At 38.6% G+C, this 24,993-nt stretch carries 33 protein-coding genes, 1 tRNA gene and 1 riboswitch; of the genes, 6 read left to right on the forward strand and 28 right to left on the reverse strand.

Going from position 1 to position 24,993, the window contains the following annotated elements:
- Positions 1-168: 168 nt before the first annotated feature.
- The 11 genes from AC07YC_RS10600 to AC07YC_RS10650 form a co-directional block, all read right to left on the reverse strand.
- The gene (locus AC07YC_RS10600; RefSeq protein WP_494919327.1) at positions 169-900 is read right to left on the reverse strand and encodes a PD-(D/E)XK nuclease-like domain-containing protein; all 732 of its coding nucleotides are present in this window, start codon (positions 898-900) and stop codon (positions 169-171) included.
- Between the two features lie 22 nt (positions 901-922).
- The gene (locus tag AC07YC_RS10605; RefSeq protein ID WP_494919328.1) at positions 923-1,825 is read right to left on the reverse strand and encodes a hypothetical protein; all 903 of its coding nucleotides are present in this window, start codon (positions 1,823-1,825) and stop codon (positions 923-925) included.
- 70 nt (positions 1,826-1,895) lie between these two features.
- The gene (locus tag AC07YC_RS10610; protein ID WP_031417157.1) at positions 1,896-2,126 is read right to left on the reverse strand and encodes a YqaI family protein; all 231 of its coding nucleotides are present in this window, start codon (positions 2,124-2,126) and stop codon (positions 1,896-1,898) included.
- Positions 2,123-2,332, reverse strand: coding sequence for a hypothetical protein (locus tag AC07YC_RS10615; protein WP_494919329.1), 210 nt, complete (start codon positions 2,330-2,332; stop codon positions 2,123-2,125). The genes AC07YC_RS10610 and AC07YC_RS10615 overlap by 4 nt, the downstream gene beginning before the upstream one ends.
- Before the next feature lie 422 nt (positions 2,333-2,754).
- Entirely contained in the window at positions 2,755-3,273 is a 519-nt protein-coding gene (locus AC07YC_RS10620) for a helix-turn-helix domain-containing protein (protein WP_025114392.1), read from the reverse strand.
- Positions 3,274-3,453: 180 nt separating this feature from the next.
- Positions 3,454-3,804 carry a hypothetical protein gene (locus AC07YC_RS10625; RefSeq protein WP_171365603.1) on the reverse strand — a complete coding sequence of 117 codons (351 nt, stop codon included), beginning with the start codon at positions 3,802-3,804 and terminating at the stop codon, positions 3,454-3,456.
- 41 nt (positions 3,805-3,845) lie between these two features.
- Complete coding sequence (locus AC07YC_RS10630; protein ID WP_171365604.1) at positions 3,846-4,073, reverse strand: hypothetical protein; 228 nt, start codon at positions 4,071-4,073, stop codon at positions 3,846-3,848.
- A 14-nt stretch (positions 4,074-4,087) separates the two neighbouring features.
- On the reverse strand, positions 4,088-4,312 hold the full coding sequence (locus AC07YC_RS10635) for a hypothetical protein (RefSeq protein WP_494919330.1): 225 nt from the start codon (positions 4,310-4,312) through the stop codon (positions 4,088-4,090).
- A gap of 1 nt (position 4,313) precedes the next feature.
- Positions 4,314-5,033 carry a Rha family transcriptional regulator gene (locus AC07YC_RS10640; RefSeq protein ID WP_494919331.1) on the reverse strand — a complete coding sequence of 240 codons (720 nt, stop codon included), beginning with the start codon at positions 5,031-5,033 and terminating at the stop codon, positions 4,314-4,316.
- Positions 5,034-5,326: 293 nt separating this feature from the next.
- Positions 5,327-5,533 carry a hypothetical protein gene (locus AC07YC_RS10645; RefSeq protein WP_090002275.1) on the reverse strand — a complete coding sequence of 69 codons (207 nt, stop codon included), beginning with the start codon at positions 5,531-5,533 and terminating at the stop codon, positions 5,327-5,329.
- Positions 5,534-5,560: 27 nt separating this feature from the next.
- Positions 5,561-5,809 carry a helix-turn-helix transcriptional regulator gene (locus AC07YC_RS10650; RefSeq protein ID WP_494919333.1) on the reverse strand — a complete coding sequence of 83 codons (249 nt, stop codon included), beginning with the start codon at positions 5,807-5,809 and terminating at the stop codon, positions 5,561-5,563.
- A gap of 158 nt (positions 5,810-5,967) precedes the next feature.
- Here AC07YC_RS10650 and AC07YC_RS10655 point away from each other — a divergent pair, with 158 nt between their 5' ends.
- The 3 genes from AC07YC_RS10655 (at position 5,968) to AC07YC_RS10665 (ending at position 8,140) form a co-directional block, all read left to right on the forward strand.
- Complete coding sequence (locus tag AC07YC_RS10655; protein WP_090002279.1) at positions 5,968-6,366, forward strand: helix-turn-helix domain-containing protein; 399 nt, start codon at positions 5,968-5,970, stop codon at positions 6,364-6,366.
- 107 nt (positions 6,367-6,473) lie between these two features.
- The gene (locus AC07YC_RS10660; protein ID WP_096365042.1) at positions 6,474-6,962 is read left to right on the forward strand and encodes an ImmA/IrrE family metallo-endopeptidase; all 489 of its coding nucleotides are present in this window, start codon (positions 6,474-6,476) and stop codon (positions 6,960-6,962) included.
- A 2-nt stretch (positions 6,963-6,964) separates the two neighbouring features.
- The gene (locus AC07YC_RS10665) at positions 6,965-8,140 is read left to right on the forward strand and encodes a tyrosine-type recombinase/integrase (protein ID WP_494919334.1); all 1,176 of its coding nucleotides are present in this window, start codon (positions 6,965-6,967) and stop codon (positions 8,138-8,140) included.
- A 94-nt stretch (positions 8,141-8,234) separates the two neighbouring features.
- On the opposite strand, the gene AC07YC_RS10670 is transcribed toward AC07YC_RS10665, so the two are convergent.
- Positions 8,235-8,308: transfer RNA gene (locus AC07YC_RS10670), tRNA-Arg, on the reverse strand.
- Positions 8,309-8,531: 223 nt separating this feature from the next.
- On the opposite strand from AC07YC_RS10670, the gene AC07YC_RS10675 reads away from it, so the two are divergent.
- Entirely contained in the window at positions 8,532-9,278 is a 747-nt protein-coding gene (locus tag AC07YC_RS10675) for an SDR family NAD(P)-dependent oxidoreductase (RefSeq protein WP_494919335.1), read from the forward strand.
- Between the two features lie 76 nt (positions 9,279-9,354).
- Positions 9,355-10,023 (forward strand): hypothetical protein, encoded by a 669-nt coding sequence (locus AC07YC_RS10680; protein ID WP_258954693.1) that lies wholly within the window; start codon positions 9,355-9,357, stop codon positions 10,021-10,023.
- Between the two features lie 28 nt (positions 10,024-10,051).
- On the opposite strand, the gene AC07YC_RS10685 is transcribed toward AC07YC_RS10680, so the two are convergent.
- The 13 genes from AC07YC_RS10685 to AC07YC_RS10745 all read right to left on the reverse strand — a co-directional run bounded on the left by AC07YC_RS10685 (position 10,052) and on the right by AC07YC_RS10745 (position 20,319).
- Positions 10,052-10,741, reverse strand: a complete 690-nt coding sequence (locus AC07YC_RS10685; RefSeq protein ID WP_494919336.1) for a YqjF family protein — start codon at positions 10,739-10,741, stop codon at positions 10,052-10,054.
- A 58-nt stretch (positions 10,742-10,799) separates the two neighbouring features.
- Complete coding sequence (locus tag AC07YC_RS10690) at positions 10,800-10,973, reverse strand: DUF2639 domain-containing protein (protein ID WP_494919337.1); 174 nt, start codon at positions 10,971-10,973, stop codon at positions 10,800-10,802.
- Between the two features lie 100 nt (positions 10,974-11,073).
- Positions 11,074-12,534, reverse strand: a complete 1,461-nt coding sequence (locus AC07YC_RS10695) for a protein adenylyltransferase SelO (RefSeq protein WP_494919338.1) — start codon at positions 12,532-12,534, stop codon at positions 11,074-11,076.
- Positions 12,535-12,658: 124 nt separating this feature from the next.
- Positions 12,659-13,162: a metallophosphoesterase gene (locus AC07YC_RS10700; RefSeq protein ID WP_494919339.1), complete on the reverse strand. Its 504-nt coding sequence runs from the start codon at positions 13,160-13,162 to the stop codon at positions 12,659-12,661.
- A gap of 12 nt (positions 13,163-13,174) precedes the next feature.
- The gene (locus tag AC07YC_RS10705) at positions 13,175-13,768 is read right to left on the reverse strand and encodes an XTP/dITP diphosphatase (protein ID WP_494919340.1); all 594 of its coding nucleotides are present in this window, start codon (positions 13,766-13,768) and stop codon (positions 13,175-13,177) included.
- A gap of 1 nt (position 13,769) precedes the next feature.
- Positions 13,770-14,516 carry a ribonuclease PH gene (gene rph / locus AC07YC_RS10710; protein WP_025114540.1) on the reverse strand — a complete coding sequence of 249 codons (747 nt, stop codon included), beginning with the start codon at positions 14,514-14,516 and terminating at the stop codon, positions 13,770-13,772.
- A gap of 131 nt (positions 14,517-14,647) precedes the next feature.
- Positions 14,648-15,445: a glutamate racemase gene (gene racE / locus AC07YC_RS10715; RefSeq protein ID WP_008179152.1), complete on the reverse strand. Its 798-nt coding sequence runs from the start codon at positions 15,443-15,445 to the stop codon at positions 14,648-14,650.
- Between the two features lie 10 nt (positions 15,446-15,455).
- Positions 15,456-15,908 carry a MarR family winged helix-turn-helix transcriptional regulator gene (locus AC07YC_RS10720; RefSeq protein WP_008179154.1) on the reverse strand — a complete coding sequence of 151 codons (453 nt, stop codon included), beginning with the start codon at positions 15,906-15,908 and terminating at the stop codon, positions 15,456-15,458.
- Positions 15,909-15,982: 74 nt separating this feature from the next.
- Positions 15,983-16,204 carry a helix-turn-helix domain-containing protein gene (locus tag AC07YC_RS10725; RefSeq protein ID WP_004226437.1) on the reverse strand — a complete coding sequence of 74 codons (222 nt, stop codon included), beginning with the start codon at positions 16,202-16,204 and terminating at the stop codon, positions 15,983-15,985.
- Positions 16,205-16,391: 187 nt separating this feature from the next.
- The gene (locus tag AC07YC_RS10730) at positions 16,392-16,856 is read right to left on the reverse strand and encodes an acyl-CoA thioesterase (RefSeq protein WP_494919341.1); all 465 of its coding nucleotides are present in this window, start codon (positions 16,854-16,856) and stop codon (positions 16,392-16,394) included.
- A 249-nt stretch (positions 16,857-17,105) separates the two neighbouring features.
- Entirely contained in the window at positions 17,106-17,885 is a 780-nt protein-coding gene (gene sdhB, locus AC07YC_RS10735) for a succinate dehydrogenase iron-sulfur subunit (RefSeq protein WP_025114536.1), read from the reverse strand.
- A gap of 5 nt (positions 17,886-17,890) precedes the next feature.
- Positions 17,891-19,645: a succinate dehydrogenase flavoprotein subunit gene (gene sdhA / locus AC07YC_RS10740; protein WP_336635453.1), complete on the reverse strand. Its 1,755-nt coding sequence runs from the start codon at positions 19,643-19,645 to the stop codon at positions 17,891-17,893.
- A gap of 65 nt (positions 19,646-19,710) precedes the next feature.
- The gene (locus AC07YC_RS10745) at positions 19,711-20,319 is read right to left on the reverse strand and encodes a succinate dehydrogenase cytochrome b558 subunit (RefSeq protein ID WP_036119422.1); all 609 of its coding nucleotides are present in this window, start codon (positions 20,317-20,319) and stop codon (positions 19,711-19,713) included.
- A gap of 272 nt (positions 20,320-20,591) precedes the next feature.
- Here AC07YC_RS10745 and AC07YC_RS10750 point away from each other — a divergent pair, with 272 nt between their 5' ends.
- Positions 20,592-21,026: a YslB family protein gene (locus AC07YC_RS10750; RefSeq protein ID WP_036119424.1), complete on the forward strand. Its 435-nt coding sequence runs from the start codon at positions 20,592-20,594 to the stop codon at positions 21,024-21,026.
- Positions 21,027-21,116: 90 nt separating this feature from the next.
- Here AC07YC_RS10750 and AC07YC_RS10755 read toward each other — a convergent pair whose 3' ends face one another.
- From AC07YC_RS10755 to trxA, 3 genes are all read right to left on the reverse strand, one after another.
- Positions 21,117-22,343, reverse strand: a complete 1,227-nt coding sequence (locus AC07YC_RS10755) for an aspartate kinase (protein WP_336635452.1) — start codon at positions 22,341-22,343, stop codon at positions 21,117-21,119.
- A 130-nt stretch (positions 22,344-22,473) separates the two neighbouring features.
- Positions 22,474-22,652: riboswitch (Lysine riboswitch) on the reverse strand.
- 92 nt (positions 22,653-22,744) lie between these two features.
- Positions 22,745-24,535: an excinuclease ABC subunit UvrC gene (uvrC, locus tag AC07YC_RS10760; RefSeq protein WP_336635451.1), complete on the reverse strand. Its 1,791-nt coding sequence runs from the start codon at positions 24,533-24,535 to the stop codon at positions 22,745-22,747.
- 120 nt (positions 24,536-24,655) lie between these two features.
- Positions 24,656-24,967 carry a thioredoxin gene (gene trxA / locus AC07YC_RS10765; RefSeq protein WP_008179170.1) on the reverse strand — a complete coding sequence of 104 codons (312 nt, stop codon included), beginning with the start codon at positions 24,965-24,967 and terminating at the stop codon, positions 24,656-24,658.
- Between the last annotated feature and the right edge of the window lie 26 nt (positions 24,968-24,993).

Below are 24,993 nucleotides of genomic sequence, written 5' to 3' on the forward strand. Positions count from 1 at the left end.
TTCTCACAGATTGCCAAACTACCACTAACCTTGAGCACCCTATAGTTTGGATAACGCCTCATATAATCCAGCACCAAGCGTCTGATTTCATCGTTATCCTTCGCCTGCTCAAAAATCCAAGCAGGCAGAAGGACTTTGTGGGGTACATTATTCATCCATTTGCACCTCCTAATCTAATAGATACTCAATTTCGAATGTGCCATTAAGTTTCTTAGTCCCTCGGCAAAATTCGCACTTGTCACATCGATGTGCATTTTTACGTCCTAGCTTTGCATCTATGATGCTTGGTAGCATGGTTTGAACATATTCTTTCTCAAAGTCGAAACGCCCTGAATCGAAGTCTAAAACTGTTTTATCAGGTGGTGATTCTTTTGTAACTGCCACAATATATGGATCATAATAACGACCTGTATTTTGAAAGATAATTTCTCGATACACCCACATTTGCATCACATAATCAAATGCTTGTACAAATGAAACCCATGTATTATATTTCTCGCTCCAGTAACGCTTTCGAAGCTCTTGAGTGCTCTTTAAATCACTAAAGAATCCACGTTCATGATTGATGTTATCGACTTTGATTTTCCACTCTACTCCGAATAGTTCACCTGTATAAATGACCTCTTTCTCACCCTGTAAAGCGAACATGCAAAACTCGTCATTTTTGATGGTTTCAATCATGTCATCAGCTTTTTCGTAGTCCTTATACTTGTTGCCACGATTGTTAAAAATGCTGTTGTGGTTCTGTTCTAGAAATTCAGTAAATGCCACATCACTTTCAAATGCTGCATGTAAGTATGAACCGACCATTAATGCTGTAGAAGGAGGACGAGTGAACTCGCCCCTTACCTCCCCAAACGCTCTAGCCTCACACTCTATAGCGCTTTTAAACTGCGACACTGACATGTAGTGCTGGTTGGCCTCATTCGAGTGGTAATTCTGACTTGTCAATTGGAATGTCGATTGGTGCATCTTGTTTCACCTCTGGTTTTTGCTCCTCTTTAAATGCTTCACCTAAGCCACTAGATTGATTTTTAGCAATTTCCTTATCAAACCAATCCTCCGCCTTACTCATGCCGTCTTTTAAACTATTAAAGATGTTAATTAATTCAACATAGTCATACTCAGTAAATGATTCGGCATTGTACCCGAACTTCGCTTCTATCATTTCTTGTGTTACTCGATGTTGCTCTTTGAATGTTTTAAGCGCGTTTCCGATACGATCTTTTAGAGGCCCTTTACTGTTTCCAGCTAGGGTGTTGTTGCATTGAATGATTGCCTTATCCACGATGTCTCCAGGAATGATGCCAAGGATACAAGTTCTCAATCTTCGAGCACCATCGTTAGCTACTTTTTCATAGATGTCTCGCGGATCATCCAATTTTTTAATTGTTCCTTTCGCTTTCATTGAGTGTTTAACCGTGAATACTTTCTCTTGACGTACATTAGTTTCTAGGTCCCAGCAATAAGCCTTTGCAAGTGATTCACCATCACGTTGTTCAAGTTCTTGAATACCAAACGATAAATTGCCCCAGTTTTGTGCTAAGACTTCGGCTAAACGGATCGATGGCCCTGTAACTCTTTGCCCTCCACGAGGATATTGATACATAGCCACCTGTGCTAATGCTGGACGTTGACATGAATCAATAATTCGTTGTTCAGCTTGAAATGTGTTTCGCGGGAATTGTTTAGCCATAAATATTTGACCTTTTACTTCCTCCATTTCACGAGATGCACTAGCTTGAGCTAGCGCACCTCCTACATTTTGGAATGAAGGTTGTCCAATTTGAGGATTGTTAAATTGTTCTGTTAAACCGTTATTCATTTGTAATTCCTCCTGTAATGCGCTATAATTGCGCTAAATATTTGATTTATAAGCCACTCTGCCAAGTGGTTTATTTTTTTGTGCAAAATTTGGCATTATAGTTATCCTCTAAATAAGTGTGGATGTTGTCTAAATGAACAATCTCTCCATTCGGAAACTCCATATAGTCATCATTGAAAACTATTAAACTACCATATATATCTCGAAAATCTGTCTTGATATACTTAAATGTAGGTACATAATTTACTGTTTCAATCGCTCCCAATACCATTGGGTTCTCCACTTCCATAAGTTGTCTCACGCAATAGCCTCCTTTTGGTTTCGTAACACATCTGCATAAGTTGCTGTGACAAAGCTTGTGTAGCGTACATTGTCCTCAATTGCCACTAATGTAAGAATGATTCCCGTAAATTCACTGATGATGTCATACTCAGCAAATCGTTCCTCAAAATCTTCTGTATCTAGCCTTATCTCACGCATTTTCAGCTTAAATTGAGTAATACTCATATCTTCACCTTCTTTCTGATGGCATCCCATCAAGCAACTTACAACGGCAAAGCATAACCGTAGGGAGACGGTGCTGTAAGCTGCTTGACGAGAGCGAGATAACTCCCGCAAACATCTATTTTTGTGATATAATTGATTTGTATATTCCATAGTTCTTGCTGTTTAATCGCTCCAACGATTAAGCAGCCATTTCCACAACCTTATCCACCACCTCTGCTAGTACTCCATTCTTATTAAGCTGTTCAACAGTTGTCCAAAAACGCTTGCGTTCGTGTAGTTGCTCTAGTTGTTTCAACGAATTATGTAGGTCTCGTTCTAGTTGTTTTGCTATGTTGATACGACCTGCTTTACGTGTAGTTTGATTACATCTGTTAGATCATCAATACAAGTTAGTTCACGTTCGATTTGTTCATCTATTTCAATCATTTAATGAACCCTTCTTTCTGTAAGTACTTATAGTGGTCCATCCAAACCCCTGTGTAGCTAATTCCAAGATGCTCTGTAGTCACTGCTATAAAGTTTGCTAGTGCTGTAGCTGCCTCAACTGCCTCCTCAATCATGTCCATGATGTTTTTTCGCTCATAATGTTCTATGGCATCACTTGGTTTGGCTAGGCTTGTACTAGTGATAGAGTCCAAGGCTTCTTGAAGTTCTTCTATTGTTTTCTCACGTACACTACACCTATGAAGGTCTACATTTGGTCCGTTTAACCATATTGGGCCAGTGCCTGTATATTGATGTTGTACAGCCAGCGCAAACTTAGGATCATCGAACTTCTCTACGATGCTTTTACTTATATCTGCAGGGACCTTACTACGGCCATTTTCGTATTTGGAGATAGCCTCTCTCCCTACTCCAAAATCAAAACCGAACCGTAATTGTGTTTCATCTCCCCTAATCTCTTTCATTACCTCGCCAACTAAATTTCCAGTAACAGTCATATTTCCATTCCTTTCTTTTTTGAATAAGTCACATTTCATAGAAAAGTTAACTTGTAAGAGACCGCACTTTGTATAAATTCTCTGTATAATAATGGTTAAGAGGTAGATTTGCCCCTACCTCTTAGATTTCTACTAGATTGGTAGTTTGATTTATCTTGAGGCCATTTGCCCTGGCCTCTCCTATGCTCTTAATAATCTAAGACTTTCATTTTCACTCACATAGATACCAAGACGTGAGTTCATGTACATGACATTTTTATCTCGCCATTCCAGCACTTTATCCCTTGGATAACGAGCTGTTAGAGCATGACATTTAGGAAATCCATCCATGCGGATGATCTTTTCTACAGTTGGTAACTCACACTGAAATATTTGAGCTACATGTTCTTTTTTTAAGTTTGATGGTAGAGATAATTCAAATCTCATACTTTCTCTACAATCTTCTACACCTTGTTGATACGCTCGATGTAAAAAATCAACTAGCTCCGCTTTAAGTAGCTCCGCTTTTAATTCTTCGATTGTTAGATTCATAGTTTCGCCTCCAATCTCAGGCGCTGAAATAGCGCCTTCCTCTATTTGGACTCTCGTTCTTGATGCTTTAATACATCGGCGATAGCGTAATAAATTTCCTGTAATTCATCCGGTGAAAGAATTACACCAGCTACACTAGCTTCTTTAAAATTGCTATCCATATCTCGTAAAACTACGTGAATGATACCTTGTTCACCATCACTTTCAAGTTCGAATAAAGTGTGACTTGCCGGACCTTCTATCGTTACTTTTACTTCTTTATTACTCATTGGTTAAACCTCCATTAATCTATTTTTGGGAATACGCACCCTAGAGTCGTTAAAACATAATCCATGACACTTTCTAAATGTTCTTCACGGCTTGCAATATAATCGCGTGTCCCATGCTCATCTATAATTTTTGTTGGGTAAGCTTTGCGCCTATTGCATAAAACGCTGTTCATAATGTCGCAAACCTCTTGCAAAACTTCTGACTGATCCTTTGTAAGAAGGTTAACTACTTTCGACATATCACTTCACCAACTTTAATTGCAATTGCGTGTTGTAATGTTCGATTTCAAGGCGCATTTCTGTTCTTGGTTGCCACATAAACAAGAATTTCATGCCATCTTCAAACTTGTTTTTTGGCAAATCTCTAAATTCATTGATATCAAAATAGTCTTTGAACTCACCCCAACATGCGGAGAACAACTTTTTATTCAAATGTTTGTACGCGTTACTTTCTTTGCCACCAAGTGCTTCATATACTATCTCTGCAACTTTTTTTCGGATTACTTTTGCTTGTGAACTTGTGATGTGAAGGTTGTCTCGTAATTCCTCGATGTCAGCCTTAACCTCTTTTACCTCCGTTTGAATCGTTTGTACCGTTTTACGAGTTTCGAGTGCTGCTTCTAAAGCTAGAGTAATAGGATCTTGTGGTAAGTTAGTTTGATTGATTACTTGTTCTTCCATTTCGTTGAAACGTTCGATGTATTGAACAGCAAATTGAGTACCCTTTTCACCAGTCATTCGAGTACCGTATAGTTCACAGCCTTTTTTAGTAAGTAAGAAGCAAGGTAACTCTTTATTTTGAGTATTAGTGTAAGTTGATTCGATGAAATAGGACTGGGGTAAATTCCCCTCTCCTAATTGATTAATGATACGACGTATATCTTTCAATACTTCATTGTGGTCACGACCAACCATTTCAGCTACCTCTGTACTTGGGATATTTCTTGTTAATCGATTCATGATAAAACCTCCTGTTTTTTAAAATTTTCCAATCTAATAAACTATTGGTAGATTGGAGGTGAAATTAATGGCTACTAGAGCAGATATAACATGTAAAAACTGTGAAAATACATTTCAAGTATTTTGGAATGATTTCACCAAACAGCTCCCATTAGGTTGCCCATATTGTTCATGTACTATTGACGAGACAATGACAGAGATGATAAAAAACGCTCTGGGTACTACATGGGAAGTAAACTATCATTTCCGAAAATATCACGAAGAAAGAGGTGAGGCTCTTTTCACCGTTGATATTAAAGATGTTTTTGTTCCAATTGATAAATTCGACTTTGATGAATAAAAAAGTCTAAAACTAGAGTTGGGTGTAAATTCGTTTGGGAAATAGCATTTTGCAAAAGTGTTTCTAACAAAGCGTAATGCTCACCCATCTCTTTTTTAAAAAATATTATTTTGTCCTGTTGATTTTTCACTTCATTTTCAATGTTGGCTAATCGATTCATGATGAAACCTCTTTTTTTATTTTTGTATCAAATTGCTACATCAATGAGATGAGACGAGTTATTTTGTAACATATCGTTACATTCATCATCAAAAAAAAGTACCCAATCAAAATCTAATACCTCAGATATTGATTTAGCTACATGTACTGAAGGTCTGCGTTTGCCCTGTTCAATCATGGTATAATATGCACGTTCAATCCCAGATGCTTTTGCAACATCATCATGAGTCATTTTTTTTTCTATGCGTTTTGCCTTTAACCAAGTTCGGTTTTTCATTTCCTCACCGCCTTTCGTATTGCTTATCTATAAGATAGTATCATTACGTTACATTGTCAACACATTTCGTGTCATTTCGTTACATTATTATTTTTTATTGGATTAGTAACAAATTGTTACATATAATTATGTTATGTTTAAAAAAGCGAGGTGAAATTATGCTAGGCGTACGACTGAAATATCTACGAAAATCTAATAACAAAACTCAACAAGATATAGCAGACATACTAGGCATTACAAGACCAGCTTATACTGCTTACGAACAAGGTAAGAGGAATCCTGATTATGAAATTTTAGAAAAAATTGCAGATTACTATAATGTCTCTATAGATTACTTATTAGGGCGAACAGATAATAAAGATGCTTTACATAAACAAGCTGGTATATCAGACGATGATTACAACAGCCTTAATGCATACCAAAAAGAAGTTATTGATTTCTTTTTAACTAGAGAGAATTTGTTTTTCAAAAACCAACCAGAAAATTTACTTGATGCTTTAGAGCAATTCGAAGTTTATTACGAGGTGTGGAAGAAGCAACAGGAGAATAAGAAGTGATTTTACATTTTTATGTATGTTTTCCAGAAATTTAAAAAATTCGCCTTTTCATTGGCGGATTTTTTTGTTAACATAAATAGAACATACGTTTGTAAAAGAGGGATGTTATGATTTTTGTTTATACCCATTTAGAAGACTACATAAAAGATTTATTCACTAGCATTAATGTGATGAATCCAAAGCAATTGGATCCAATGATAATTGGCCATAAACTCGGCTACGAGGTCATTTACTTACCTATTGATTCAGTAAGTTATGACAACATCATTTATATAGACTCACGATTATCCGAGCAGGAGCAATGGCAAGAATTTTGCCATGAGTTAGGCCATGTAATCTCACATTCTGGCAACCAAACAAAAACACCTCCTTTGTTTAGAGAGTACCAGGAATGGAAAGCAAATAATTTTGCTCTACAAGCATGTGTACCAACATTCATGCTAAATAAAATCAAACTTCCTATAAATGAAGAAAAGGCTATTAATAAAATTTCTCTACTATTTAATGTTGAATATGATTTCGCGCAAAAAAGACTACACCATTATCTTAACAATCATTTTTTTAGCAATTGTACTCTTCTTGAAAGGAGCTGTTAGCAATGGGATATGTACAAAAAATCAGTAAGAATAAATTCAAACTTATCGCAGATTTAGGTTATCGAGGTAATCGCCGTATTCGTAAAACTAAAAATGTAGAAGCCAAAAGCGAAAAAGAAGCGATGCGCCTACTAATACTGTTTGAAGAAGAAATGAAGCAAAATAAAGATGTATATTTTAGTGATATTGAATCGATTACATTAAATCATCTTTTTCCACGATGGAAAGATAATTACGCAAAACAACATTATAGTGCACGATCATTTCATGATAATTGTACGCATTTAGAAAAACGAATCCTCCCTATTTTTGGTGATATCAAATTAAAGGATATTAAAAAAGTAGATGTAGTATTTTTTGTAGGTGATTTACAGAAGAAAAAACGAAGATTAGACGGCAAAGAAAGCGAGTTATCCCCTTCCACTATCCATAATATTTACAAGGCATTCGCTAGTATTATGAATGTAGCAGTTGAATGGAATTTAATCGAAGAGAGTCCTTGTAAAAATATAAAGCTACCCAAACTTAAATATGAAGAAGGTAAAGCCTACAGCGAGGAACAAGTTAAATTATTGTTTGAGCGATTAAATAATAGAGAGACTGCTGAAAAACGATTGTTAGTTGAACTGGCTGTGGTAAGTGCTGCTCGACAAGGTGAACTAGTTGCCCTTGAAGAAAAACATTTAAACATTGAAAACAATACCCTATTAATAGAACAAGCTTTAGTTAATTTAACTGGAGATGGGATTATCATAAAAGAAACAAAAGGTAAAAGAAAACGTGTAGTTACTATTCCTTCAAATATTCTGAATGATTTAGTTACACTTGCCGCAGTAATAAAATATCAACTGGAAGAGGCTGGCGAGGAGCGAGTATGGGAAGGACATACTTTTCTTTTTTCAAATGAGTTTGGTAAACCTTATCGTCCAGATTCAATAAGTCAGTGGTGGGATCGTTTTATGAAAAAGAATCCCGATTTACCTAGAATTCGTTTTCACGATTTAAGACATACTTCAGCTACCCTTTTAATTCATGCTGGTGAACATCCTAAGGTTATTCAGTCGAGATTAGGTCATTCAAATATCACAACTACCATGAATACTTATGGACATCTTTTACAAGAAACTGATCAGCGAGCAAGTTCTCACTTTGATAAACTTTTTGATGAAAAAGATTGATTTGGGCACCTCTTGGGCACCAAACAGAATATTATACATTTATGCATAAAAACAAAAAGCCTTACAACCGTTGTGGCTGTAAGGCTTTGCTTGACGTCCCAGGAGGGATTCGAACCCCCGACCGACGGCTTAGAAGGCCGTTGCTCTATCCTGCTGAGCTACTGAGACATGATGTCGTTTCATATGTATTCCATAGGAAGGACAATACTTATTATATGTATTATATAGCGTAATGTCAACATTAATTTTACTATGTAGGCAAGGTTTCCCTCATCTATGTTTTATCATATGTTTTCACCATATAGATTATACCATTTTTTTGCCTTATCGATAGGTCGAACATGAAAATTTTTGTTAAAATATTGGCTAGAAATCAATGGGAGGTATGTGGATGTTTAAGGATGCTGTTGTAATTGTGACTGGTGGTGCACAAGGAATTGGCAAGGGCATTGTGCTAGCGTATGCACGACAGGGTGCGAAGGTGGTTATTGCTGATATCAATAAGGGATTATGTCAGCAATTAGAGACGGAATTGGTCGATCAGGGCTTCTCTGTCATCTTTGTTCATACGGATGTGGCGAAGGAACAGGATATTGTTTCATTGATGCGACGAGCGGTCGAACAATATGGGGCGATTCATATATTCATTAATAATGCTGGAAAGTTCCAACATACATCCCCTTATGATATTACGTGGGAGGAGTGGCATGATCTCTTGCAAACGAATTTAACGAGTGCCTTTTTCTGTGCAAGTGAGGCTGCGAAAGTGATGAGGCACAATGCCAAAGGAGGCTGGATTGTATGTCTAGCCTCTACACGGGCTGAAATGTCTGAGCCTCATACTGAAGCCTATACCGCTACAAAAGGTGGGATTGTAGCATTGACTCATGCTTTAGCACGGTCGTTTGGTCCTGATCAGATTACTGTGAATTGTATTTCGCCTGGGTGGATTGAGACTGGCCATTATGAAGAGCTTCGTCCGATTGACCATGCACAGCATTTGTCAGGGAGAGTTGGTGTGCCAGAGGATATTGCTCAAGCATGTCTTTATTTAACAAATCCGTTGAATGATTTTGTTACGGGTATTAACTTAACGGTTGATGGTGGGATGACGAAGAAAATGATGTACGAGGATTGATGCTAGATCTCCTCCCTTTGCCTTCTTTGTTTTCATACATAGAGCTACCTGGGAGTATGCTAGTGTAGGAAAAAGAATGAAAAGGAGTGAGGTTTTGTACCCTTATTCAAATGGGTTTTCATTAAGCCAGTTGTATCAATCCCCCTCTACGCAATACACGGCACCGATTCGTCACTTTTTACGTTCGGCTGATAATCGACGCTGTATTAGTAAAGCTGAGGCGGATTATATGGCGATGAATCGGTTACTGTGGATGGAGCATGTGAATTGGACACGGATGACGATTATTAGCATCGTTTTCAATTTGCCTGATTTACCCTTTGTACAGCAGCGTTTGTTACGAAATGCAACAGATTTAGGGAATTGCCTCCGTCCCTTTTATGGTGACTCTATAGCGGATCGATATGCAGCCTTAATTAAAGAGCATCTTGTGATTGCAGCTCAGCTAGTGACTGCTGCTACTAAAGGAGATACTGCAACGGCTGAGGCAAAAGAGAGAGATTGGTATCGTAATGCTGACGATATTGCACAATTTTTGCATACGATCAATCCTTATTTAAGCATGGAGGCCGTACAAAAGATGTTTTATATGCATTTGGCTTTAACAAAGAATGAAGCCGTGACCATGATTCAAAAAGATTATCAAGCCGACGTGGACATATTTGATGAAATTGAGGCTGAGGCACTTGCCATGTCAGATATGATTGCCGGCGCTATTGTCATGCAATTTTGTTATCTCTTTTAAAATATATCTCCCTTACAAAAAACAAGGTCTATTTTTGGATAGATCTTGTTTTTCGTTGTTCAACCACTGGAGGAAAGACTTTTGCCTCTTTTGTCTTTGCATAATGTGCAATGGGGCTTGTCCTCTGAAAGGTTCCCTTCATAAAAGAAGCTAACGTATTACTTTGAATCTTTACTTCAGCTTGTTGTAATTCCCACGGTGTATGCTGAATATCAATACGAAATAATGTATCGTTCCATTTTGCCCATGAATGGTAACGTTCTACTAGCCATTGGTCAAAATTAGTTTGAGTGTTGTTCCCTATTGTATAGGATACCCTCAATCTTTCATCCAATGTTTTGTAATAGCTCGTATAGGTGTTGTCATTATTCCTATGCTTTCCTACAATTTTTGAGTATCGATAGGGTAAGCTGACTAATGCTGTTATTTTTGAGAAGACATAATTGGTCACATCTAAATGAAAAAAATAGATTCCTTTCTTGCCCTCATATTCTACATATGTTCGTACATTCAATTGTAAGGAAGTATTCAAGCCAGGAATGGGTGGTAGAAATCGCAAGCGATGCCCATGGACTTTAAAAAGTACTGCACTTACCCAGGCATCCTCTTCGAATAAATCTAGCGTCAATTCTGGAGGTATATGTTTTTCTAATTCTAGTGGTGATACTGGCCAATGTAAAAATAGGACATCCTGCCATGTCTGTGCTATTATCCACATAGTAAAACTCCTTTCTAAGCCCATTTTTTCCTAGAAAGGAGTTATTCAAACAATATAGCTATTTTTGAATCTGCTCAGCCGCTTCTATTTCTACATAGCGATAATATAAATTTCGCAATTCAGATTCTTTAAATAACCCTAGATGATTTTTAAGTTGTGGATGTACTAAAATGCCATGTGTTCGTAGCTCTTTTACAAACCAACCTTTTGAATATTTATGCACCGAATCCATTCTCCTTTACCTTTATTCATACATAGGGTATGCGCTTGGTTTGTGTAGGGTGCCATTGCACAATAAAAAAACGAGAGGAGTAATTCCTCTCGTTGTCTACTTATGTGCCACAAAAAGTTCGATATGGTTGATTAGATGGCTCTGGTATTGAAGCATATTCCTGATGTTCATTCGTGTGGGCAAAGGGCTGTGCCAGAACTGTCACTAATTTATTCATCACGCTATAGTCTCCGCGTTCTACAGCCGCTTCCAATGCCTCCTCCACCCTGTGATTACGTGGAATAACAGCGGGATTATGCTGGCGCATCAATTGTTGTGACATGTCTTTTGTTTGTGACTGTCTTGCTAATCGTGTAAGCCATTTCTGATGCCAGTCTTTAAATGCTGACGACTTCCATAACGAGGTTTTATCGATTTGGTCAAAGCTTAGGGCGATGAACGTATTAGTATAATCCGCTTTGTCCTGTTGCATGAGCTGCAAAAGTTCTTCTATCAACTTCATATCCTCTTGCTCTTCATCGAATAACCCTAATTTTGCTCGCATTCCTTTCAGCCAGTTTTGAACGTATAGCTTAGGATATTGTTCTAAGGTAGCTTGAGCAAGTTCAATGGCCTGCTCTTCATTTTCATGAATTAAGGGAAGTAATGCCTCTGCCAAGCGTGTTAAGTTCCAGCCACCAATGTTTGGCTGGTTACCATACGCATAACGCCCTTGTTGATCAATTGAACTGAACACTGTCGCTGGATCATAGGCATCCATAAAGGCACACGGTCCATAATCAATGGTTTCCCCACTGATGGTCATATTATCTGTGTTCATGACCCCGTGAATGAAGCCCACTAATTGCCACTTTGCTATAAGAGATGCTTGTGTTTTAATGACTTCCTGCAATAAATAAAGATAGCGATTCGTGTCACCATGTGGATTCGGGAAATGCCTTTCTATTGCATAATCTGCTAAGATCTGGAGTTCTTCGTCTGTACCCCATTGTGCTGCATATTGAAAGGTCCCTACTCGTAAATGACTGCTAGCAATTCTCGTAAGGATAGCACCAGGTAGATCAGTTTCACGGATAATCGTTTCACCTGTGCTCACTACCGCTAAACTTCTAGAAGTAGGAATCCCCAACGCAAACATCGCTTCACTAATGATGTACTCCCTAAGCATAGGCCCCAATGCGGCTCTTCCGTCTCCACCACGAGAATAAGGGGTTCTGCCAGACCCTTTTAGTGCGATATCCATACGCTCATTAGTGGGTGTTATTTGCTCGCCATATAAAAGTGCCCGTCCATCACCTAACATATTAAAATGTCCAAACTGGTGTCCTGCATAAGCCTGCGCAATAGGAATACTACCATCGGGGGCTTTATTACCTGCCAAAATGGCTATGCCCTCTTCGCTTTTTAAAGCTTGACTACTTAAACCTAGTGACGCAACTACGGCTTCATTTAACAGGACTAATTCGGGTGAACGAACAGGGTTTAACATCATATCGGAATAAAAAATACTTGGTAGTTGAACATAGCTATTGTCCATTTTCCAGCCAATTGTCTTTTCCATATTTCCTCCTTTGTTACCTTATCCATTTATTTTTTCCATTTCAACATCATTCATTCCTAAACAATTTTACCACCCCATATAAAAATCCGCTTACTTGAAGAGTAAGGCGGATTTTTAAGTCGTATTAATTTCGTTGGAACGTATGACTTGACATACATTGTTGATCATCCGACCAAAATTCCACTGTAAAAGTTGAAGCATTTATTTCTAGCACGGCAAAGCTTTTTTCTTTGCGACCCCGCGGCTTTAATAAGCTTCCTGGATTGATAAATAAAATATGATCCATTATTTCAGCCCCGAGAATATGAGAGTGACCAAAACAAACAATTTGGGCATTCAATTCCTTTGCCCGATAGGTTAAAGACAGCATGGAACTTTTTACATTAAATAAATGACCATGAGTCACCAAGATTCTTACGCCATCGACTGTAAAAATTTCTTCCTCAGGAAAAGCTTCCTCCCGATCACAGTTCCCTCGTACTTTTTTCATTCCTTTTAATGCATCATGCACATAAGGAAGCTCACTATCACCACAATGTATGCGAACATCTATTTCAGGATAAAAATTTCTAACCTTGTCGATCACCTGACTGTCGCCATGTGTATCGCTCATGATAAGTATTTTCATGAATACCACCTCTTATTTAATAAGATTCGGCAATTGCTCCTTCAACTTACGAATAGCATTACCTCGGTGAGAAATAGCACCTTTTTCTTCTGGCGTAAGCTCAGCCATCATACGATTTAAATTTGGAACAAAGAAGATTGGATCATAGCCAAAGCCATTCGTCCCACGTTTCTCGTGTGCAATCACGCCCTCGCAAGTACCAAATACAGTCGTCGTTTCAAAATCTGGACCTGCAATAGCAATACAACAGCAGAATCGAGCGGTACGTTTGTCATCTTCTACACCCTGTAGGTTTTCTAACAGCTTCACCATATTAGCTTCATCATCATGATCACTAGCATAACGCGCAGAGTAGACCCCTGGCTCACCATTTAATGCATCTACTGCTAAACCACTATCATCAGCAATCACAATGGTACCAAGATTGTTCGCTAGCGCTTCTGCCTTTAAGATTGCATTTTCTTCAAATGTTGTACCTGTTTCTTCTATTTCCATGTCAGGTGCTACTTCAAACATTGTGACAACTTCATAACCAAGTGGGCCAAATAATGCTTCGAAATCTTTGGCTTTTCCTTTATTTTTTGTTGCGATCACTACCTGTTTCATATTATTTCCCTCCGACCATGTTTGCTTGTTCAGCAAGCGCTGTTTTTTGGAGCTCAACTAATTGCTGGATGCCTTTTTCACCTAATGCTAATAAATCATTCAATTCTTCACGAGAGAATGTTGCTTCCTCGCCAGTACCTTGTAATTCTACAAAGCGACCTGCACCTGTCATAACAATATTCATATCAACAGCAGCAGCCACATCTTCTACATAATTTAAATCTAAAACAGCACCCTGTTCTTCTACAATCCCTACACTAGTTGCGGCTAAAAAATCAGTTACAGGAAACTTGACGAATGGCTTTTCTTCTGCAAATTTAGCAATTGCCTGTGTCATCGCAACAAATGCTCCCGTAATGGAAGCTGTACGAGTGCCACCATCTGCTTGAATCACATCACAATCAATCCATACTGTACGCTCTCCAAGCGCCTCTAAATCGACTACAGCACGTAATGCACGCCCAATTAGGCGTTGAATCTCCATCGTACGTCCATTGACCTTCCCACGTGATGATTCACGCGGTGTACGTTGAGCAGTTGCACGAGGTAGCATCGAATATTCAGCTGTAATCCAGCCTTTCCCTTGCCCGCGTAAAAAGCCAGGCACTTTGTCCTCGATTGTTGCTGTACAAATTACTTTTGTATTTCCTACTTGAATTAAGACCGAGCCTTCTGGGTGTAATAAATACTCCCCATCCATTTTTACAGGTCGTAGCTCATCTGCCATTCTTCCATCAAATCTTGTCATATTTATTGTTCCTCCTAAAAACTTTCGCGCCCTCATCTTATCATAATTTATTTCTTCAAAAAAGTACTCAATGATTATGTAAAATGCTGAAAACGGCAAAAATCAGCCTAGCCCATTGCTAAGCTGATTTTTTATTTTAATGTAATGCGTTTTATGTCGAGAGTACCTTGCTCCAACCAATTTTCAGCGATTGAACGGAAAATTGGAACAGAACCAGTTGCAAAAAATTTATGAGCAGGCACTGTATTTGCATTTGCTAAAGTGCCATTATAAGCTAGCATTTCTTGAACATCCTTTGCTGTTTCTTCCGCAGAAGATAAAACATTCACTTCATCTCCTACGACAGCTTCAATTTGTTTTTGTAAAATAGGGTAATGTGTACACCCTAAAATAACCGTATCAAATTGCTGATTTTTCAACGGCTTTAAGCCTTCTGCTATTAACTTCGTCGCAAATTCACCTTTATATTCGCCACTTTCTACAAGTGGAACGAAAGTTGGACAGGCTAGTGGAATAATATGTGTTGACGTATTAAGTGACAGTAAGGCCTCTTCATATGCACCACTTTTAATTGTTCCTTCTGTTGCAAGCACAACGACTTCATGTCGCTTCGTTTTCTTTACAGCTGCACGTGCGCCAGCATTTATAACGCCTAGTACCGGAAAAGGCATATTTCTTTGTAAACTTTCGAGTGCTACTGCAGTCGCTGTATTACAAGCAATAACGAGCATCTTAACATTCATTTTTTCTAGCGCTTTCGCCATTTGCCAAGTGAAGTTCCGTACTTCCTGACGGCTTCTTGGACCATATGGACATCTTGCTGTATCGCCAATATAATAAATCGTTTCGTTTGGCAATCGCTTCATAATTTCTTTTGCTACGGTTAACCCGCCTACTCCTGAATCAATAACGCCTATCGGGGCATTCATACTTTCCGCCTCAATCCTGTTTCATGTGTACATGTAGTTTTTCTAGGTAACTTGATAATTGCGCGACTTCTTGCTCATCAAAACCAACAAGCATCTCTTGCAAATATTGCTGTCTTTTTTCTATAACCTCTTGAATAATACGTTCGCCCTTTTCGAGAAGATGAACAACAACGACACGGCGGTCATTTTCATCACGCATACGCTTGACTAATTCATTTTTCTCCATCCGGTCAACTAAATCTGTTGTCGTGCTAAAAGCTAAATATAAACGGTTTGATAATTCGCCAATTGTAATATCACCAAGCTCTTCTAACCACTGTAATGCAACAAATTGTGGCGGCGTAATCGCATAGTCGGAAACAATTTCTCTTCCCTTTTGCTTCACGATGGCCGCTATATAGCGTAATTCCTTTTCAACCGTTGCAACGGTTTCAGGTGAGTGTTTTGTTACTTCATCCGACATATAACTATTTCACTCCTAAAAATACGTTGAATAGTTCTATTTTGTCGTTTTTTTCACGAAATAGCAAGTGTCCATTAGTCTAATTTAAATTCTTCTAAGCGTAACAGCTCAATTAACGCCTGAGATCGATTTGTTACACCTAGCTTTTGAATTGTATTGGAAATGTGATTTCGCACTGTTTTTTCACTAATACCAAGCTGCTCTGCAATATCTCTCGTTGTTTTTTCAGCTAATAAAAGCGCAAATATTTCTCGTTCTCGGTTCGTTAATAGAGAACGATGATGAGAGCCATTCATTCAGTTACACCCTCCTCCCCCGCACGTATTGTAACTTATGTTAAGGGGCTTGAAGCGGTGACGGCTATTTGCATGATTATTACATGTTTCCTTAAAAATTTCGGAAATTGCTTCGACATTTTCATAAATTTTATGTAAAACATAATTCCTACTATTCTCATAATTATTTATGCAATAGCCCTACTCACTAATGAGGAATAATTTCCAAACTAATCAAGTGCGCTCTTTCTTCTTTAGAAATCGGTACACTTTTACCTGTTCGAGGGTCCATTTGCACAATTGTACCTCGACCTGTAAAGCACACTTCATCCCTTTGATTTTTAGCTAAATAATGAATATCCATGGATGAACTTCCAACTTTCGCTATCTTAGTGTAAATTCGTAGCACGTCATCAAAGAAAATCTGTTTTACATAATCACATTGTAAATCAGCTACAATCGGTATACTCTTTACATTCTCATCAGCTACAGATGGCATTAAAATACCTACATGTCGGAAATAATCAATTCTTGCCTGTTCAAAATATGTAAAGCTTACCGTATTATTCATATGTCCAAACATATCTGTTTCTGAAAATCGTACTCGTGCCTCACTATAAAAGGAAAAACCCTTTTCCCACTCTTGGAAGTCTTCAATATAATTTGCTTTCAAATTAGCACCATCCCCTATAATTAATTGGCCATCCTTTTAGTTTGGTTCAGACAGCCCATAAATAATGAATACAAATTCATTATAAAAGATAATGCTATATTATCATAGGAAAAACCAAAATTCCCTTATTTTATTACTATATCTCTTTTCTTTCTATAGTATGGTTTTTCCTTGAACTATGCTAACTATGTTTATATCACAATAAAAGACTCCCTTACACTAAGTGTAAGGGAGTCAGCTTGTCCGATATTAGTCTACGAAGTGGTCAGAACCGAAGAAGTTACGGAACATTTGCACTGTAGTAGCACGGTTTAATGAAGCGATTGATGTTGTTAAAGGAATACCTTTTGGACATGCAGCAACACAGTTTTGAGAGTTACCACAGTTTGCAAGGCCACCATCGCCCATAATAGCATTTAATCGTTCATCTTTAATCATTGCACCAGTTGGGTGAGTGTTGAAAAGACGTACTTGTGATAATGGAGCTGGCCCGATGAATGAAGCTTTTTCAGACACGTTTGGACATGCTTCCATACATACACCACAAGTCATACATTTAGATAATTCATAAGCCCATTGACGTTTACCTTCTGGCATACGTGGACCTTCACCTAAATCATAAGTACCATCGATCGGTACCCATGCTTTCACTTTTTTAAGCGCGTTGAACATACGTTCACGGTCAACTTGTAAGTCACGAATAACAGGGAATGTTTTCATTGGCTCCAATTTAATTGGCTCAGTCAATTGGTCAACAAGTGTTGAACATGATTGACGTGGACGGCCATTAATAACCATTGAACATGCACCACAAACTTCTTCTAAACAGTTCATATCCCATGATACTGGCGATGTATTTTCACCATTTTCAGTAACAGGATTTTTTTGAATTTCCATTAAAATAGAAATTACGTTCATACCATGACGGTAAGGCACTTGGAATTTTTGCCAATAGCTATTGCCGCCCTGTGTATCTTGACGTAGGATTTCAACTTTAACCATTCTTCCAGTATTAGCTGAGATTTGCATAACTTTTAGTCTCCTTTCGCAGAGTAGTCGCGTTTACGTGGTGGGATTAAAGAAACGTCGACTTCTTGGTACGTGATGATTGGATTACCAGTAGTTGGATCAAACTTCGCCATTGTTGTTTTCAAGAATTGCTCGTCATCACGGTTAGGGAAATCAGGTTTATAGTGCGCACCACGAGATTCATTACGTAATAATGCACCTTTTGTCATTACTTTCGCAAGCACTAACATATTTTTAAGCTGACGTGTAAAGTGTGCGCCTTGATTACTCCATTTTTGCGTATCGTTGATGTTGATGTTGTTCCAACGCTCAGTAAGGTCATCTAGTTTTTTCAATGTATCTTCAAGCTGGTCATTGTAACGTACAACAGTCATTGTAGCAGTCATCATTTCACCAAGCTCTTTATGCAGTAAGTAAGCGTTTTCTGTGCCTTCCATTTTCATGATAGCATCCCATTTCGCTTGTTCTTCTGATACGCGAGCATCGTAAATCTCTTGTGGAATATCTTCTGCATGCTTTTTAAGATGTTTTACATAATCTACTGCGTTTGGTCCTGCAACCATACCGCCATAGATAGCAGATAGTAATGAGTTCGCACCAAGACGGTTTGCACCGTGTTGAGAGTAATCACACTCACCTGCTGCAAATAGACCAGGAATCTCAGTCATTTGGTTGTAGTCAACCCATAATCCACCCATTGAATAGTGAACTGCTGGGAAAATTTTCATAGGTAATTTACGTGGGTCATCTCCTACGAATTTTTCGTAGATTTCGATGATACCACCAAGTTTAACGTCCAACTCATGTGGATCTTTATGAGAAAGATCTAGGTATACCATGTTTTCGCCATTGATACCAAGTTTTTGGTTTACACAAACGTCGAAAATTTCACGTGTTGCAATATCACGTGGCACTAAGTTACCGTAAGCTGGGTATTTTTCTTCTAAGAAGTACCAAGGTTTACCGTCTTTATAAGTCCAAATACGACCACCTTCACCACGAGCTGATTCTGACATTAGACGGTTTTTGTCATCTCCAGGAATCGCTGTAGGGTGAATTTGAATGAACTCACCATTCGCATATGAAGCACCTTGTTGGTAAACGATAGAAGCAGCAGAACCTGTGTTAATAACAGAGTTTGTTGTTTTACCGAAAATAATACCAGGGCCACCAGTCGCCATAATAACAGCGTCTGCACGGAATGATTTAATTTCTTCTGTACGCATATCTTGCGCTACGATACCACGGCACACGCCGTCTTCATCGATAATAACACCAAGGAATTCCCAGTGCTCATATTTATTTACTAAACCAGCTACTTCATGAGAACGAACTTGCTCATCAAGCGCATATAGTAATTGTTGACCAGTTGTTGCACCAGAGAAAGCTGTACGGTGCATTAAAGTACCGCCAAAACGACGGAAATCTAATAATCCTTCTGGTGTACGGTTGAACATAACACCCATACGGTCCATTAAATGGATAATGCCAGGTGCTGCATCACACATACCCTTAACTGGTGGTTGGTTCGCTAAGAAGTCCCCACCATATACTGTATCATCAAAGTGGATCCATGGAGAATCCCCTTCACCTTTTGTATTTACTGCACCATTAATTCCGCCCTGCGCACAAACAGAGTGTGAGCGTTTTACAGGAACTAATGAGAATAAATCAACTTCAGTACCAACTTCAGCTGCTTTAATCGTTGCCATCAGACCGGCAAGACCACCGCCGACAACAATTACTTTGCTTTTCGCCATGATTATTTCTCACTCCTCTTAAAAAATTGCAATGATTGCATGTGCTCTATCGTAGCTCTATTGAATTATACGAAAGCTAAAATAGCAGCCACACCAACTACACTTAGAATTACGAAAATAATGTTTGTTACGTAAGTAGCAATCTTTTGAGACTGAGGAGATTGTACAATACCCCAGCTTACTAGGAATGCCCATAAACCGTTAGATAAGTGGAAAGTTGCTGATAAAATACCAACAATGTAGAATCCAAGCATGAATGGATTAGCAACAATATTCGCCATCATGTCGTAATCAACGTGTGCTCCAAGTGCTTTTTGAATACGAGTTTGGAAAATATGCCATGCAATGAAAATCACTAGGAATACACCAGTGAAACGTTGTAATGAGAACATCCAGTTACGGTATGTGCTGAAACGTCCTGTGTTTGGTGAAGCAGTGAATGCAATGAACACTCCATAAAATGCATGGAACATCAATGGAATATAGATGACAATCCATTCAACTAGGATAAGGAATGGAATCTTTTCCATTACTGCGGTAGCATCGTTATAACTATCTGCCCCGCCTGTTGCTGTAAAGTTAATGAACAGGTGCATCGTTAAAAACAGACCTACTGGAATGATCCCAAGTAGAGAATGTAAGCGACGCCATAAAAACTCTCGATCTTTCGACAAGACTGTTACCCCCCTTAGTACTTAAAATAGCACAACAAAAGAAGTCATCATTTTGTAAATGATACTTCATTGACTGTGTATTTCATCATGGTACAATATTATGACATGTTTATTGTACTCTCAAGAGCTACGAGCGTCAAGGCAACTCGGAGTTTTTCATAGAGCTTATTAAAGAACTAATCTAGTGCATAATGCGTCGTTTTTTCTCGAAAAATCTACCATTACTTTATTAACGTTAAATTATAAGAAAATTCTAAGAAAGAAGGATAACAATGTTAAACACTCCATCTCCTACAATCTCATCCTTTGGTTATGAGATCATTCGCGATCATATTCTATCTTCTGTACTCGGTAAACATGAGGATGATGTCCTTTATTGGGCAGGTAAAGAGCTTGCGCGTAAGTTTCCATGTAAAAGTCAAGACGAATTAATCGCATTTTTCGCAGATGCCTGCTGGGGTACATTAGAGCTAATGAAAGAATCAAAAGACGGACGTATTTTCCAGTTGACAAACGACCCTGAAATATTGCAAATCAAACAACGTAGCTTCAGACTTGAGGCAGGATTTATTGCTGAACAGATTCAGCTAGCTAAAGGCTATTTGACAGAATGCTATGATGAAAAACGTGAAAAGCAACATTACGTTATGTTTACAGTCAAATGGGACGTGAAGGAACGAATTATGCATACAATTCCAACAGAGTAACAAAAAAGGATTGTCTCCCCATTCATTAAACGGGATGACAATCCTTCCTTTTATTTCGGACAATTACAGAAAATGCTGTTTCTTCTATTATTATATGTAAAGAGCCTGCTCTAAATTAAATTCATCATGCAGTGCATTTGCTGCACGAATCATTTCATCCTGCGGTACTACAACAGACACTTTAATTTCTGAGGTGCTCACCATCTTCACTGGGATATTTTCACGACGTAAACAATCGAACATGCGAGCAGCGACACCTGGATTCGAGACCATACCGGAGCCAACTATCGAAACTTTCGCTAATCCAATTTCGAAATCAGCAAAGCTAAAGCCAAGTGATACTTTACTATCCTCTAAAACACGTAAAGCTTCTGCAAATTCTTCTTTCAAAATCGAAAATGACACAGTTGGTTTTAATCCATCAATGATTGCTTGAACAATGATATCCACGTTGATGCGATTTTCAGCAAGAGTTGAAAATATATCCGCTAATGAAGCATGTGAATAAGCATCATACCCAATTGTTAAACGAATAACATCTGATTCAAAGGCAACACCACGCACGACTAAATTTTTCTCCATCTCTACTTCCTCCTTCAATAAAGTACCTACTGACTCCACTAAACTAGAGCGTATGATCACTGGCATTTGAAACTTTTTAGCTAACTCCACTGCACGTGGATGAATGATGTGTGATCCTAAATGTGCTATCTCTAACATTTCATCATAGGAAATTTCCTGTAGTTTTTGTGCCTTTACAACAAAGCGTGGATCTGCTGTATACACACCATCAACATTCGTGTAAATATCTGTCCGCTCAGCATCTAATGCAACAGCAAGTGCAACGGCTGTCGTTTCCGCTCCACCTTTCCCAAGCGTTGTTATATTTCGGTCATTGTCAATGCCTTGATCTCCAGCAATAACGACGATTTGTCCTTGCAGCAAATGCTCATCGATACGGCTAACATCGATATGATTGATCCTTGCATGACTATGCATATGATCCGTGTAAATGCCAGCCTGCCAGCCTGTTAGTGACACCGCATTATAGCCAGCTTCTTGTATTGCAATGGCAAACACGGAGCTGGATAACTGAGAGCATGAAGATACAGCTGCATCTAATTCACGTTTTGACACATCATCCGTGAAATGAAGTACGCTCATTTTCACATCCTGTATCGTTTGTCTCATCGCACCAACTACTACTACCACATCGAATCCTCTATCTCTTTCAGCAATTGCTTTTCGTGCAGCCTCTTGAATTTGTTCGGGCGATGCTAAAGCAGCCCCTCCAAATTTCATCACTATTCTAGACATTTCTTTTGCTTCCCTTCCCAGTCATGTAATTCACCTAAAATAAGGTGTAAAACTGCCTCTAGAAAACTAAAAAGGCAGCCTTCACAAAACGTGAAAGCTGCCTATAACATGTACAATATAAAACTTGCGCATGTGTGATAGCTCTCCGAAACGTTTAGAATCGGCAGTCTTACATTTTTTAAATGCAAAACCAGTACAACAGCGGAAACAACAATGCTGTACTTCGGCAAGCTCCCCTTTCACGCAATGTCTTAGGATTTGTTCATCCTCTTTTGCGCTACTTTTGAATCTTGCACCTCTATCATCACCTTAAAAGTGATTATATTAAATTTTTCCGCCCTCATCTAACAAGTGGGCTGTTAACATTGGATCACAATGTTATTTACAACCTTAGCATATGTCTATTCCTTTGACAATGACTCCTGCTGAAAATAGGCATAAATCTGATTTGCTAAATTAGCTGGCATCCCAGCTTCCTGTAAAGCAAGCTCACTAGCCTCCCGTATTTTCTTCACGGAACCAAAGTGTTTCAGTAATTGCTGTTTTCGTTTTGGACCGACACCTTCAATTTGATCCAGCACAGATTGGATAGCATGCTTTTCATGCTGTTGACGCAAGAAGGTAATCGCAAAACGATGGACTTCATCTTGTATTCGTTGTAGTAAATAAAAACCGTCACTTGTGCGTTTTAAAGCAATGACCTCAGGTGGATCACCAAACAATAGCTGAGATGTATTATGCTTGTCATCCTTTGCCAAACCAGCAATAGGTATAACTAGTCCTAATTCATCCTCTAATACTTCACGCGCAACTTCCATTTGACCTTTACCACCATCAATTAGCACTAAATCCGGTAATGGAAGTCCTTCCTTCAAAACACGGATATAGCGTCGACGAATTACCTCTTGCATAGCGCCATAATCATCATGCTTGGCTGCTGTACGGGTTTTATATTTGCGATATTCCTTTTTGGCGGGTTTGCCGTCAACGAAAACAACCATTGCAGATACGGCGTCTGTTCCATGCATATGACTATTATCAAAAGCTTCAATTCGTAATGGTGTCGTTATACCCATCGCATCACCAAGTGCCTCGCATGCACCAATAGTACGTTCTTCCTGCCGTTCGATAAGCTGGAATTTAGCGGACACTGCAATTTCAGCATTTTTCGTCGCTAAATCTACCAACTCCTTTTTTTGACCTCTTTTTGGCGTAAGAACTTTGATACCTAACAATTCCGTTAAAATGGCACCATCAATTGCTTGCGGAATAAAAACTTCTTTTGGCTTAATATGCTCTGGTTTTTCATAAAACCGTCCCACAAATGTTAGGAACTCTTCCTCTGCGTCTTGATAGATCGGGAAAATAGAAACATCTCGCTCGATCAGTTTACCTTGCCGAACGAAGAAAACCTGGACACACATCCATCCTTTTTCCACAGCATAGCCAAAGACATCACGGTTAGTAGTGTCACTTGATACTATTTTTTGCTTCTGCATAACTGTATCAATATGGGCGATTTGATCACGAAACTCCTTAGCTCGTTCAAACTCTAAGCTTTCGGCAGCCGCAAGCATTTTTACTTCAAGCTCCTTTTTGACTGCCTCCACGCCGCCGTTAAGAAACTTCGTCATATCCTCAATCATTTCCTGATAAACATGACTATCAATTTCTTTCACACAAGGTGCTATACATTGACCCATATGATAATACAAACAAACTTTTGAAGGTAGCTGCACACATTTTCGTAGTGGATATAAACGGTCCAACAGCTTCTTTGTTTCGCTTGCCGCATAGGCATTGGGATACGGTCCAAAATATTTAGCCTTATCCTTTTTTACTTTACGTGTCGTAATTAGACGAGGATGTTTTTCATTCGTAATTTTTAAATATGGATACGTCTTATCATCTGTTAACATGACATTGTATTTTGGATCATGCAGTTTGATGAGATTCAGCTCTAAAATGAGTGCTTCAATATTTGATGATGTCACGATATACTCAAAATCTTCTATTTCGCTTACAAGTCTTTGCGTTTTACCTTCATGTGTTCCTGTAAAATAAGAACGAACACGATTTTTCAGTACCTTCGCTTTACCGACATATATAATTGTCCCCTGTCGATCTTTCATCAAATAGCAGCCAGGCTGGTCTGGTAGAATATCCAGTTTACGCTTAATTAAATCGTTCATTACCTACCTGCCCCCCTACGTAAGATTCCCCTCAATGAATCATTTTTATCTTTCTTTATTATATAACGAAAAAAAGCCGAACACATCAATTGATGGTCCGGCTTTTGTGAACTTCATTCATTACGCATGTTTTGCGATAAATGCTTCTAAAGCTTCTTTCGGTTGGAAGCCTACAGTTTTGTCAACTAATTCTCCATCTTTAAATAATAATAATGATGGGATTGACATGATTTGATACTCAGCAGCAGTACCTTGGTTATTATCTACGTCAACTTTTACAATTTTAGCCGCACTACCTGCAGCGTCCATTTCTTCAAGAACTGGCCCAATCATTTTACAAGGTCCGCACCAAGCAGCCCAAAAGTCCACTAATACTAACCCTTCTTTAATATCGCTTTGGAACGTAGCATCTGTTGCATGTACAATTGCCATTTGAAATCCTCCTTAAACTTACTATG

The sequence above is a fragment of the Lysinibacillus sp. GW247-5R2A genome (assembly GCF_059424475.1).